Origin of the sequence: Parashewanella tropica, assembly GCF_004358445.1 — a bacterium.
Taxonomy (GTDB): domain Bacteria; phylum Pseudomonadota; class Gammaproteobacteria; order Enterobacterales; family Shewanellaceae; genus Parashewanella; species Parashewanella tropica.
Genome location: NZ_CP037951.1, coordinates 2,046,786 through 2,059,903 on the forward strand (window position 1 = coordinate 2,046,786; position 13,118 = coordinate 2,059,903).

Consider the following 13,118-nt stretch of genomic DNA (forward strand, 5'->3'; position numbering starts at 1 on the left):
CAATACCTAAAAATCATTTTTTGGTGGAGGTGGTGCTAACACATCACGGTTGCCGTTATGCCCGGGTGAACTGACGACCCCTTGAGCTTCCATTGATTCAATAATACGTGCAGCGCGGTTATAGCCAATTTTAAATTTACGTTGAACGCTTGAGATAGAGCCACGTCGAGTTTCAGTCACAAATGCAACCGCTTCATCATAAAGAGCATCGAGCTCATCTGCTGATTCTGAAGACTCTCCGGGTAATAAGACCTCTGAACCTTCACTAAAACCGTTTAGTATCTCATCAACGTATTCTGGTTCACCACGCTCTTTCCAATCTGCAACCACTTTATGAACTTCGTGATCGTCAATAAAGGCACCATGAACACGTATCGGAACAGAAGTCCCTGGAGGAAGATAAAGCATGTCCCCCATACCAAGAAGCGTTTCAGCACCTTGTTGGTCAATGATCGTTCTAGAGTCGACACGAGAAGACACTTGAAATGCCATACGTGTTGGAACGTTAGCTTTGATTAAACCTGTAATAACATCAACTGACGGACGCTGAGTTGCTAGAATTAAGTGGATACCAGCGGCACGCGCTTTTTGTGCAATACGTGCAATGAGCTCTTCGACTTTTTTACCAACAATCATGATCATGTCAGCAAATTCATCGACCACGACCACGATACAAGGCAGTTTATCTAACGCTGGTGCAGACTCATCCAAACTGTCGTTGGGTTTCCATAATGGGTCGTAAATCTCTTCACCATTTGCTTTAGCCGCTGCAATTTTTGCGTTGTAGCCTTTCAGGTTACGAACTCCTAATGCGGACATGAGTTTATAACGCCGTTCCATTTCGCCGACACACCAACGCAGTGCATTGGCGGCTTCTTTCATATCCGTCACAACATCGCAGAGTAAATGTGGGATACCTTCGTAGACAGAAAGTTCTAACATTTTCGGGTCAATCATGATGAAGCGAACATCGTCAGGTCCAGATTTATAGAGTAAACTGGTGATCATTACATTCACACCAACCGATTTACCTGAACCTGTTGTACCTGCTACCAACAAATGAGGCATTTTAGCTAGATCGACTACAACGGGCTCGCCTGAAATGTCTGAACCTAACACCATAGAAAGCTGCGATTTACTTTCTGCAAAGGTTTTACAATCCAGTACATCACGCATAAAGACGGTTTCACGGAACTTATTTGGCAGCTCAAGCCCGACATAAGGTTTCCCCGGAATTACCTCTACAACACGAACGCTTTCAGATAACAAAGAACGCGCTAAATCTTTAGATAAGTTTGAAATCTTAGAGGCTTTAATGCCTGGAGCCAGCTCTAACTCAAAACGAGTGATAACAGGACCCGGTGAAACCTCAACCACTTTAGCTGTAATATTGAAATCAGCTAACTTGGCTTCTACCAATCGAGCCACTTGATCTAATTCTTCTTGGCTGATTGGGTTTGATTTACGATTTGGTACATCTAATAAAGAGATACTTGGAAGTGGCGGTAAATCTTTTTTAGCCACTTTGTTTTCTTGTCCTGGAATAACGATGATTCCATCTACAACTTTAGCTTTTTGAACATCTGTTTTAACAGATTTTGCTTGAGGTTTACTCTTTGTTTCTGGGATGGAATCTTCTGTTTCAAAAGGCTCTTGAATTAAGATGGGTTCGACTTTTTCAGTAGGTTTAGACATAAACTCACCCAAACCAGGTTCAGTTTTGCCTTCTTCTACTTGGGGCTTTTTCTCTCTTAACTGCTTAACTTTTGAAACCAAAGCACTAAAACTTGTTGCTTCATCTTCAGTTTCATCTTTTTCTGAAGCTAATGTATTTTTTTCAAAACGCTTAGGTAAAGTGATCAGTGATTTGAAACAACAAATGCTATATTTACCAATGTATTCAACTAAGTTGACGATGCTTATGCCAGTTAGTAGCGTAAAACCCGCCACCAAAAAGCATAATAATAAAAGTGTTGTACCTATATGATTGAAGTATTCAACCATAATATGGCCAATGATATTTCCTGTAAGGCCACCCGCTGAGAACTGATAAATATCATTTGCATTTAAACTCGCCAAAGTCGCTAAACTGAAAAGCATCATAAAGAAACCAATTAAGCGCAGACCAACGGTAAAGTAGTCAATTTCAGTTAGCTTATAAGCACGTTTGAATAGGAGCCAACCAAGGGATGCAATGATAATAGGAATGAAGAATGCTACATAACCAAAGAAGTATAAAAGAACGTCTGCAACCCAAGCGCCTACACTACCACCTAAATTAGTCACCTTTCCTTGGAAACTTGATTGACTCCATCCGGCATCTAGCGGGTTGAAACTGGCTAAAGCAATTAAAATGAAAGTCGCCATCATACAAAATATGATTAAGGCACCTTCAAAAAGCCGCTGCACACCATTTAATTTGGTTACTTTTTTTCCCTGTGACAAATTTACAAGCCTTACTGTCTGAAAAACACGAAAAAATGAAATGATTTATATCCTGAAAGAATACTAGCATTTATACGGGGGTTACTCCAAGGTACATCGTTTGAGTATTATTAAATCTATTACTGGCTTTTATTCTGTGCGGTTTAATTTTAGAGAAATTGGAGACGATATCATCTTAAGATGTGCATAGCAGAGAATAGTAGATAAATATTTTCGTTTTAGATAGAACAAAGGGAACCTTAGTCCCCTTTTTGAAATAAAAATTACTTAGGTTCAGTAAAATGGTTAATTGGTATTTTACTTGTTTGCTTTACCTCTTCCATAACGACATAAGTTCTTGTGTCAGCTACAGAGGGTAATTTCAGCAAGGTTTCACCTAATAGCTGACGGTATGCCGACATATCAGCTACGCGGGTTTTAAGTAAATAATCAAAATCACCTGATACTAAGTGACATTCTTGAATGTCATCCAGTAGCTGAACAGCTCGGTTAAAGTTTTCAAATACTTGAGGATTATCCTTGCTAAGCGTTATTTCAACAAACACAAGAAGAGATGCGCCAAGGAAATGAGGATTAACAATCGCAGTATAGCCATTGATATAGCCATGCTTTTCGAGTCTTTTAACGCGTTCTAGACAAGGTGTAGGGCTAAGGCCAACTCGTTTCGAAAGCTCGACATTTGAAATTCGTCCATCTAGTTGAAGTTCATTTAATATGTTTTTATCAATACGATCCAAGTCTTTTATAGGACTCTTTTTATTATATGACATTTTAAAAACCACAAAATCCATTAATTAAAGTGTATTATGCTGCAGCAATGTGAAGTTTAGCAACATAAACTGCGAGAGGAATAATATACTAATTAGCACTGAAATATACATATTTTGTATGATAAATATAAAAATTCACCGTTCTAATACAGTGATAGCAAGTTGAGGCTTAAAAATGATTATTGGTGTACCAAAAGAAATAAAAAATCACGAATATCGTGTTGGCATGGTTCCATCAAGCGTACGTGAACTTACTCAAAAAGGTCACAAAGTTTTCGTTGAGACAAATGCTGGTGAAGGAATCGGTTTTTCAAATGATGATTACATCACTGCTGGAGCACAAATCTTAGACACTGCTGCAGAAGTGTTTGCTCAATCTGAAATGATTGTAAAGGTAAAAGAACCTCAAGCGGTTGAGCGTGCAATGCTTCGTCATGACCAAATCCTATTTACATACTTACACCTAGCACCAGATCTACCGCAAACTCAAGAATTGGTTGAAAGCGGTGCAGTTTGTATCGCGTATGAAACAGTAACTGATGATCGTGGCGGTTTACCACTATTGGCTCCAATGTCAGAAGTTGCTGGCCGTATGTCTATTCAAGCTGGCGCAATGGCTTTAGAAAAGTCAAAAGGCGGTCGCGGCATGCTTTTAGGTGGCGTTCCAGGTGTTGAGCCAGCTAAAGTTGTTATCATCGGTGGCGGCATGGTTGGTAGCAACGCTGCTCAAATGGCTATCGGTATGGGTGCAGACGTTACTATTCTTGACCGTAACATCGATACACTTCGTCGTCTTAACGTTCAATTTGGTTCTACAGTTAAAGCCGTTTACTCAACGGCTGATTCAATCGAACGTCATGTATTAGAAGCCGACCTTGTAATTGGTGGTGTTTTGATTCCTGGTGCAGCTGCTCCTAAGCTTATCACTCGCGATCATATTAGTCGCATGAAAAAAGGTTCAGCTATTGTTGACGTAGCAATTGACCAAGGTGGTTGTGCTGAGACAGCAAAAGCTACAACTCACCAAGATCCGACTTACATGGTAGATGGTGTCGTTCACTATTGTGTAGCAAACATGCCAGGTGCTGTAGCGCGTACTTCAACATTCGCACTTAATAACGCGACCCTTCCTTATATCATCAAGCTTGCTGATATGGGATATAAAGCAGCACTACAAGGTGATAAGCACCTACTGAATGGCTTGAACGTAATGCACGGTAAAGTAACGATTCAAGAAGTAGCTGAAGCGCACAATATGGAATATGTAGCTGCGGATTCTCTTATTTAATACCTACTGTTCAATAAACTAAGGGAGCTTAAGGCTCCCTTTTTTATAAAATCGATTTAGGTAATCGAAATATTTATCTTTAATTTCAAGAACGATTTACCTACAATCCAAGCCGATTGAAAAAATTTGGAGAATCAAATGACTGAAGCTCGTCATTGTAAATTGTTGATCTTAGGCTCAGGCCCTGCTGGATACACGGCAGCTGTATATGCAGCTCGTGCAAACTTGAATCCAGTAATGATCACTGGGATGCAACAAGGTGGTCAGCTGACTACAACAACAGAAGTTGAGAACTGGCCAGGTGATGCTGATGACCTAACGGGTCCAGCACTTATGGATCGTATGCAAAAGCATGCTGAGAAATTTAATACCGAAATCATTTTCGATCATATTAACGAAACAGACCTAACTCAGCGCCCTTTTCGCTTAAAAGGCGATTCAGGTGAGTACACCTGTGATGCTCTTATTATTGCAACTGGTGCGTCTGCAATGTACTTGGGCCTTGAATCTGAACAAGCCTTTATGGGTAAAGGTGTTTCTGCTTGTGCAACTTGTGATGGTTTCTTCTATCGTAATCAAAAAGTTGCGGTAATCGGTGGTGGTAACACGGCTGTTGAAGAAGCACTATACCTGAGCAATATTGCCTCAGAAGTTCACTTAGTTCACCGTCGTGACACTTTCCGCTCTGAAAAAATACTGACCGATCGACTAATGAAAAAAGTTGAAGAAGGCAATATCATTCTTCACCTTGATCAAACCATGAACGAAGTCGTTGGTGATGACATGGGTGTTACTGGCCTTAAGCTAAAGAGCACCAAAGACGACAGCATCACTGATTTAGAAGTTGCAGGTGTGTTTGTAGCAATCGGTCACAAGCCTAATACCCAAATCTTTGATGGTCAGCTTGAAATGAACAATGGTTACATCAAGGTTGAATCTGGCCTACAAGGTAATGCAACCCAAACTTCTGTTGAAGGTGTATTTGCTTGTGGTGACGTAATGGATCAGCACTATCGCCAAGCCATCACCTCTGCTGGAGCTGGCTGTATGGCTGCTCTTGATGCAGAGCGTTTTCTTGATGCGCAAGAATAAGTAACAAATAAGATTGCTTTAATTGCCAGCGCTCTGCTGGCTTTTTACTGCAATTTTTCCAAAAATGCTAAAGCAGTGCTGTGGTTCCGCGTCTTGCGAATTGGAGGTACTGAGTTGATGAAGCTTGTTCCATAGGCTTTATTAATAATTCTATCGTCTAATAAGGTGATTAAGCCTTTATCCGTTTCATGTCTTAATAAGCGCCCTACTCCCTGTTTAAATCGTAAAACGGCTTTAGGAAGCAAAATATGCTCAAAACCATCAATTCCATTTAATTCAGCAACTTTAAGTTTTGCATTAATTAGAGGGTCTTCTGGTGATGCAAAAGGTAATCTATCAATAATAACATTACTTAATAGCCGACCTTTTATATCAACACCTTCCCAGAAACTGAAACTACCAATAAGTACTGCATTACCTAATATTCGATATTTTTTAAGCAGTGCTTCTTTACCCGCTTGCCCTTGAATCAAGAGTGGATATTGTGTTTTTCCCACCAGCTCTTTTGATAGTCGTTTAATTGATTCAAAGCTTGAGCATAATATAAAAGTTCGTCCTTCATTTTTGTTGATTAGGTCAATGCAAACACGAACATCATCCAAATGGGAATATTTTGGGACATACATCATTGCATGTTGCTGGTAATCAAATGGAGTAGGAATGATAGCTTCCGTGACAGACTTCAAGCCTAGCTTTTCCTTTATGTATGCCAGTGTGCCGTCAATCTGCATTGTAGCGGAAGTAAATACACAAGCTGTTGATGAGTTGATAATTGAATTCAACTTTGAGTTAGCGTTTAAAAGTACTTCTTTAAAACGCAGGTGTTGCTCATCATACTCAATCACTACATATTCACCCAGTGAATGATGCTGAGCGATCCTTTGAAGTTGATTAACAATATCTTGAAGCTGTTCCTGATGAAAAGCAGTATCTGCTACACGTCCTTCGAGTAGTGTTGTTTGTCTACACAACTCCTCAATGGTAGAAACCCATTGCCACCAAATTTTTGCATTTTCTTTATCACTAAGTAACAGTTCAAAATTAAACCTAGACTGGTTTATGTTCTTTATACTAAATCTAAGTCGCTCACTCGCAATGAGAAATGATTGATGACCTCGTTCAATTGAAGGTATATCTCCAGCTTCTAATTTGTACAATTCAAAGAAACGCGCAACCGTTCGAATTATTTCACCCAAACTAAAGCTGATCCCGCATGACTCCGCAATAGTATCTGGTAATGAGTGGGCTTCATCGACAATGAGAACAGCATCTTCGATCAATAATTTTGATTCGTATTCTGTAAATTTTTCAAGTTCATTAGCTAAGATATGATGATTGAGAATAACAACGTCTGCCTGCATAGCTTTCGACTTTGCTCTTCTGTAATAACATTCAGCATAAAAGTCACAGGTTTTTCCAGTACAAGCATTTTTTGTAGTTCTTACCGATGTTATTGACTCAGCATCTTCATTAACAGTATTGAGTTGATTCAAATCACCATCTTTCGTTATCACTTGCCACTGTTGAATTCTTAATAGCTCTGCTAGAAAGGTTTGATCATGTGAGTTAGCTTGAGTTAATTGCTGTTCAAGTTTGAGTTTGCACAGATAATTGGACGCACCTTTAAGAATCGACGTCTTGAGTATTGGATTTATAAGATTTTGAATGGCTGGCAAGTCTTTGTCATAAAGTTGCTGCTGTAGATTTTTGGTTGCAGTGCTAACGATAACTTTCTTTTTAGATAAGAGCGCAGGAACAAGATAGCCAAAACTTTTACCAATTCCTGTCCCCGCTTCAACTATCGTATTGCTTTTTTTACTAATAGCCTCTGCCACCAAATTAGCCATAAAGGCTTGACCTTGGCGGAAACGATACCCTTTGATTGATTGTGCTAAAATTCCAGTTTCAGCAAAATATTGATTGATAAGTTGGTGAAATCGTTTGCTCAAAAATATTATCTTAAATGAAAGCCATTTGTGGGCAGTTTACCACAAACATTAACGCCAAATACTGTCGGAACGGTAACCATATTGCCAAGTTTTATAAAATGCAGGTAACAAAAGTATCGAGTATGTAATAAGAATTAAGCCATTCCTTTCTACAAGCCCTTTGTTAAATAATAGATATCCGCCAAAAACAATACCTAATACTGTTGCAATCAATACCACCCAACTAGTGAAGCGCCACAAGTATTTGTTAAATACAGCCCTATGTTGATTACAGGTATAAATACCGTATGCAACCCACAAAACAAACAAGATCGGAAGTGTATTGCTCATAATACCGCCTACATCAATCATAAAACGCTCTATGGTTCGAGCGCCTGTCGTGATGAGCAAAATTAAAATATACACTTGCCAACGTCGTTTGCTTTCAACATTTATCATCATCAATAGGTATACCTTCTGATCCTTGCAACTTTATTGTCTTCAATTTCCAGCACTTCCATGACATTTTCAGCGTAAGCATTAACTTGTTTTGTTTGAGGATGAATACCACTAGCCTTATTATAGAATTTTATAATGATAAAACCGTCACCAACATTGGTCTCGATCAACTTTGCTTCATATGATGTGTGAGAACCCAAATAATAAGTCATGCCCTTTCGGAAACGTTTGATAGCGCCTTTTGTACGCGTATCGTCACGTTGATATGGGATATGTTGATTGCCCACATCATCTTTTAAAAAACTCAGATAATGCTCAATATCTTCTGCTTTCGCATTTGGCATCTGTGTATTTATCAAAGCTTCATAGTAATCTTTGGCGAACTTTTCTCCATCAAAGTCTTTAGCAGACACTGAACAAGTTAAAAACAACCCTAAAATAAATAATGCTGTCCTTTTCATCTTTTTATCCTTTTATCGTTTTTTTGCTTTTATCGAGAATACTAACGGGACGTTATTGCCTTTATGCGGAATTACATATTTGCCCTTTTCGGTTTCAATGAGACCTTCAAAACAGTTGTAAGGGCTATATGGGTACTCATTGACCTCTTTAATACTCAACCCCGCTCCAATTAACGCATTAACTACGGTAGACATCGCATGAGACCATAAAACAACTTTGGATGTTTCGTCTCCTGCATTTTCTGAATACGTTGCCTCTTCTTCAATATCTGGATGGGATTTATCGAAATACGAGTATCCAGCGATAAGATCGTAACAAGGGTGGAACTCTGCCATATAAAATGTTCCACCAGATTTTAAACTGCTGGCAATGACCTCTGCCCATTGCTTTAAGCAAGGCAACCAACAAATAGTCCCATAAGAAGTAAAGACAATATCGAATTGATGATTGTTGATTTCTGTAAAGCTATAGACGTCGCTACAGATAAATTTGGCATCAAGCTTTGTTTGATTGGCTAGTTGAGTCGCTTTAGTAATAGCTGCATCAGAAAGATCAACACCTGTTACTTTAGCACCTCGTCTTGCCCAACTTAATGAATCCAAGCCAAAGTGACATTGTAAATGAAGAAGAGATTTGTCCTTCACATTTGGGAGTGCTGCGAGCTCAATATCATTAAGCGTGCAATTACCATCTAAAAAACCGTTAACATCATAAAATTCAGATTCGACGTGAATTTCGGTACGTTGATTCCATGCATTCCGATTTACCGCAAGATAATCCATGTAGCAATATCCTTGTTATTTTTTGCTACATGAAATCACATTTATTGCTATATATCTATATATTTCAGATAAATATAGATTTAGCTAGCTCTCTACACAGTGGGCATCATTATTCAAAACTCGATCCCAAAGTAATGAGCTATTCTTGTCTGATAACACCTTGACCTCAGTATTTGGAGATTGCTTTGCGTGGTCAATTATATAATTAGGGTGATAGTCTGGTTTTCCAATTACCGTCATTAACTTACATAAATCGCTTTTCTTTTTTTTATCCTTCAACAAAGCTTCGGCGGTTTGCTGAAAAGTACTGTAATCGTTTATAGGGATGTCTTTAACTGCTTTCAATCGCAATTTGTTAAATGCAATTTTTTCAGGTTCACCTTGTACTCTAAGTGCGTCATAGTTTCCATATAAATCTGCTGCAAAGTTGAGCTTTGCCGCTTTCCAAAAATCTCTTTTTTTCAAACAATCACGAAGTGAATGAAACAACACATTAGGACTGTGCTGATTGGATACTTGTGATATATCCATACATACTATTGGCCGCCCCTTATGTGTCGCATTATCACTTGCAAATGCTATGTTCTGAAATAGGCAAAATGCTAATCCCCATATAAAAACGTATCTGTTCATTTGTTTACTCCTTTAAAACCCTATTTAAAAAGTAGTTACTTATGAACAAGCTGCAAAATAGTCTGCTATAACTTTATATATGGGAAATTTACGCTTGCGCTATCAAACACTCGAATTCGACTTAATCGACCTTCACATTTGCTCACTTCGAGATAGCAACCAATACTCTGATCCTGATAGAAAAGCTGAAGCAGTGGGAATATCTTCCGCCATGTGGCCGTTGTTTGGTGTCCTTTGGCCTTCAGGCGTTGTGCTTGCAGAGTATATTTTCAAATCTAATTTTAAAGACAAACAAATTCTAGAGGTCGGTTGCGGTCTTGGCGTTAGTAGTCTTCTTCTGAATAAACTGAATGCGAATATCACCGCCAGTGACTATCATCCTGAAGCCCAAACTTTCATTGAGCGTAATAACGGATTAAATCACCACGACCCAATTAAGTTTGAACGAGTAGATTGGGAAAAAGATCACACTCACTTAGGTCAATTTGATCTTATTATTGGTAGTGACCTATTGTATGAAGATCATCAAGTACAGGCATTAAGCCAATTTTTAATGAAGCACAGTAAGCCTAAAAGTGAAATCGTGTTGGTTGACCCCGGGCGAGGCAGAAAAACAAGGTTACGGAAACAAATTGAAAAGGCAGGCTTTATTTGCGATATATCAAAGGTCAGCCAATCACAATTAGAAGATTTTAACGGCCATATTTTACATTTTAGAAGAAACTAATTGGCTTTTTCTTTCATTAATTAAAGCGATTAACTCAATTGATTTTAATTGATTTACGCTGGAATCAATCTCGTTAATACTCACTATTCAAATCTTGTTATAAGGAGTTAAATGATGAACATGATGTCAGTTAAAGAGCACATGCAGGCCCAATTTCCAATCATTCACCCTGAAACCGAACTTAGCCAAGCAATTGAACTCCTAAGCGAATTTAATTTGATTGGCGCGCCGGTTGTTGACAATAACAAAAGGCTAGTTGCTTACTTGTCTGAACATGAATTACTGAAGCCGATGCTTCATGCAAGTTACCATTGTGACTCTAGCATAAAGGTTTCTGACGTAATGCGAGGAGAGCCACTTTCGGTTACTGGTGATACCTCACTCATTTCACTAGCAGAACAAATGCTTGGTGATAAACCTAAAAACTACCCTGTTATCGATGACGATGAGCGTGTAACAGGCATTATTACACGTACTCAAGTGTTACGTGCACTGGCAGTCGCTTACAACAATTGCAAAGCTGTCTAAACGTACACGTATATTCGAGTTTCTTTATTATCCTAGTTTTATGGCACATACTATATGCTGATTAAACATGAGTACTAGGCAATGCTAACTAAAGACGAACAGCAACTTGAACTGACGCCAATCCAAAGAATCCTAATGGTAGTGGATATGATTCCATCTGGAAAAGTATGCACGTATGGTCAAGTTGCAGATTTAGCCGGTTTGCCTAAGAGAGCACGTTTAGTGTCTAAAGCCTTAAAAGCATCTCCATCTTCTCGAAACAGTCCTTGGCATAGAGTGATTAACAGCCAAGGGAAAATTTCCCTTCCAAAAGATTCTTCTGGCTACCGCACTCAAATTGAACTATTGCGTTGTGAAAATATTGAAGTGAACCAAGGTAAGATTCGCTTGTCCGAGTATAAGTGGCAACCTTGCATTGCAACATTGGTTATGGATTTACCCTTTTAAGGATTGATATGTTAAAAATTAACGTAATGTTATTTGGTGCCCTATCGCTGTTCTTTTCTATGCTTACTTCAGCAGAAGGCAATATAACACCACTAACTCCTCAAACTATCGAATATCAAGTTATGTATGGAGATATTGATTTAGGAAAAGCCCGTTTTCAATTGGAAAAGTCTGATCAACAATATCAATACATTTTTGATAGTGCACTTTCTTTACTCGTATTAACAGATATTCGTCACGTGGTGAGTGAATTTACCGTCAAGGATGGGCAAGTGAACCCCACTCGTTTTTTTCATAAGCGCGAAGGTTTTGGACCAGACTATCAAGAGCAAATCGTTTTTTTACCTGAGCAAGGCAGTATCATCAGTCGTTATAAAGATAAAAAGAAAAAGTTTGAATTTGCCAATGACATTTGGGACGTGCTTTCAGTACAGATGCAATTGAGATTGGATGCTCAAAAGCAAAAAAAATCATTCAAATACGATCTTATTCGCAGTAATAAAGAAGATGATGTTGAACTTGCCGTTATGGGAACTGAAATACTCAAGATTGGCAGCTTGAGTTTTGATGCTCTAAAAGTTGAGGTTGTACGAGATCCAAAGAAAAGGAAAAAACGCCAGACTTATGTTTGGGTTGCGCCAAAGTATGGTTACTTACCAATAAAAGTTCAGCATATGAAAAAAGGCAGCAATCAATTTCAACTATATTTGAAGTCGGCTGAATTTTTAGGAGAAAGTCCTGTAGTGACTTTCCCTACTCCTAAACCAAAAACTGAGAAAAGTTAAATCCGTTGCTCACCTAGCTCAAATAAACGCCACTCACCTTCTATTAATACGTTCCACTCTTCGTTGCTAGTTAAAGGCCGGGTGGCAATGACAGTAACCACATCATTGGGTGTGGTTTCTTTATCAAAATCAACTGTCATATCCGTATCTTTTAAAATAGCCTTACCAAATGGCGCCTTTCTTGTGATATAGCTTAGATTATTACTGCAATACGCCATTAAAAAACGACCGTCAGTTAAAATCATATTGAAAACACCAAATTTTCTAAGCTCATCAGCTAGCTGGGCAATATATTGAAAAACAGGAAGTAAGTCTTCGGGTTCACTCTCGCCAAAACGTTCTATCACTTTTTCAACGATCCAGCAAAATGCCAACTCACTATCCGTTTCTCCCACTGGCATGAAACGTTGTGGTCTTAATGTACTTGCATACTCTGAAAGTTGGCCATTGTGGGCATAAGTCCAGTTTTTTCCCCAAAGTACTCTATTAAATGGATGAGTGTTCTCAAGAGACACTTCACCCCTGTTAGCTTGTCTGATGTGACTGATAACTGAAACACTTTTTATAGGATAAGATTTTATTAAGCTTGCAATATGAGATTGACAGCTTGGCTTCACATCTTTAAATATTCGATTGCCTTTTCCCTCATAAAAAGCGATACCCCAACCATCAACATGAGGCCCCGTAACTCCTCCACGTTCAACCAATCCGGTAAAACTAAAAACTATATCTGTCGGTACATTGGCACTCATCGCCAGCAGTTCACACATAT

14 protein-coding genes are annotated in these 13,118 nt (G+C 38.7%); 6 read left to right on the plus strand and 8 right to left on the minus strand.

The genetic code is table 11. The features are described 5' to 3' along the window. Positions 1–6: 6 nt before the first annotated feature. Positions 7–2,445, minus strand: coding sequence for a DNA translocase FtsK (locus E2H97_RS08890; RefSeq protein WP_133406812.1), 2,439 nt, complete (start codon positions 2,443–2,445; stop codon positions 7–9). A 263-nt stretch (positions 2,446–2,708) separates the two neighbouring features. Continuing rightward, a complete protein-coding gene (gene lrp, locus E2H97_RS08895; RefSeq protein WP_133406813.1) occupies positions 2,709–3,215 on the minus strand; it encodes a leucine-responsive transcriptional regulator Lrp in 507 nt (168 codons plus the stop codon). A gap of 175 nt (positions 3,216–3,390) precedes the next feature. Here lrp and ald point away from each other — a divergent pair, with 175 nt between their 5' ends. Both ald and trxB read left to right on the plus strand, forming a co-directional pair. Beyond that, a complete protein-coding gene (gene ald, locus E2H97_RS08900; protein WP_133406814.1) occupies positions 3,391–4,503 on the plus strand; it encodes an alanine dehydrogenase in 1,113 nt (370 codons plus the stop codon). Positions 4,504–4,641: 138 nt separating this feature from the next. Further along, positions 4,642–5,595 (plus strand): thioredoxin-disulfide reductase, encoded by a 954-nt coding sequence (gene trxB, locus E2H97_RS08905; protein ID WP_133406815.1) that lies wholly within the window; start codon positions 4,642–4,644, stop codon positions 5,593–5,595. Positions 5,596–5,639: 44 nt separating this feature from the next. Here the strand turns inward: trxB and E2H97_RS08910 are convergent, their stop codons facing one another. The 5 genes from E2H97_RS08910 to E2H97_RS08930 form a co-directional block, all read right to left on the minus strand. Further along, positions 5,640–7,544 (minus strand): ATP-dependent DNA helicase, encoded by a 1,905-nt coding sequence (locus E2H97_RS08910; protein WP_133406816.1) that lies wholly within the window; start codon positions 7,542–7,544, stop codon positions 5,640–5,642. A gap of 48 nt (positions 7,545–7,592) precedes the next feature. Continuing rightward, the gene (locus E2H97_RS08915; protein WP_133406817.1) at positions 7,593–7,985 is read right to left on the minus strand and encodes a hypothetical protein; all 393 of its coding nucleotides are present in this window, start codon (positions 7,983–7,985) and stop codon (positions 7,593–7,595) included. Beyond that, entirely contained in the window at positions 7,985–8,443 is a 459-nt protein-coding gene (locus E2H97_RS08920) for a nuclear transport factor 2 family protein (protein ID WP_133406818.1), read from the minus strand. The genes E2H97_RS08915 and E2H97_RS08920 overlap by 1 nt, the downstream gene beginning before the upstream one ends. Positions 8,444–8,455: 12 nt before the next feature. Further along, complete coding sequence (locus tag E2H97_RS08925) at positions 8,456–9,226, minus strand: class I SAM-dependent methyltransferase (protein WP_133406819.1); 771 nt, start codon at positions 9,224–9,226, stop codon at positions 8,456–8,458. Between the two features lie 84 nt (positions 9,227–9,310). Further along, complete coding sequence (locus E2H97_RS08930; RefSeq protein ID WP_133406820.1) at positions 9,311–9,859, minus strand: hypothetical protein; 549 nt, start codon at positions 9,857–9,859, stop codon at positions 9,311–9,313. 79 nt (positions 9,860–9,938) lie between these two features. Between E2H97_RS08930 and E2H97_RS08935 the strand changes: the two genes are divergently transcribed. The 4 genes from E2H97_RS08935 to E2H97_RS08950 all read left to right on the plus strand — a co-directional run bounded on the left by E2H97_RS08935 (position 9,939) and on the right by E2H97_RS08950 (position 12,346). After that, positions 9,939–10,586 carry a class I SAM-dependent methyltransferase gene (locus E2H97_RS08935; protein ID WP_133406821.1) on the plus strand — a complete coding sequence of 216 codons (648 nt, stop codon included), beginning with the start codon at positions 9,939–9,941 and terminating at the stop codon, positions 10,584–10,586. A gap of 111 nt (positions 10,587–10,697) precedes the next feature. Further along, positions 10,698–11,114 carry a CBS domain-containing protein gene (locus tag E2H97_RS08940; protein ID WP_133406822.1) on the plus strand — a complete coding sequence of 139 codons (417 nt, stop codon included), beginning with the start codon at positions 10,698–10,700 and terminating at the stop codon, positions 11,112–11,114. Positions 11,115–11,195: 81 nt separating this feature from the next. Beyond that, positions 11,196–11,561: an MGMT family protein gene (locus tag E2H97_RS08945; protein WP_133406823.1), complete on the plus strand. Its 366-nt coding sequence runs from the start codon at positions 11,196–11,198 to the stop codon at positions 11,559–11,561. An 8-nt stretch (positions 11,562–11,569) separates the two neighbouring features. Then, positions 11,570–12,346 carry a DUF3108 domain-containing protein gene (locus tag E2H97_RS08950; RefSeq protein ID WP_133406824.1) on the plus strand — a complete coding sequence of 259 codons (777 nt, stop codon included), beginning with the start codon at positions 11,570–11,572 and terminating at the stop codon, positions 12,344–12,346. Here E2H97_RS08950 and E2H97_RS08955 read toward each other — a convergent pair. Further along, positions 12,343–13,116, minus strand: coding sequence for a class II glutamine amidotransferase (locus E2H97_RS08955; RefSeq protein ID WP_133406825.1), 774 nt, complete (start codon positions 13,114–13,116; stop codon positions 12,343–12,345). The two genes, E2H97_RS08950 and E2H97_RS08955, sit on opposite strands and share 4 nt — an antisense overlap. Positions 13,117–13,118 lie beyond the last annotated feature (2 nt).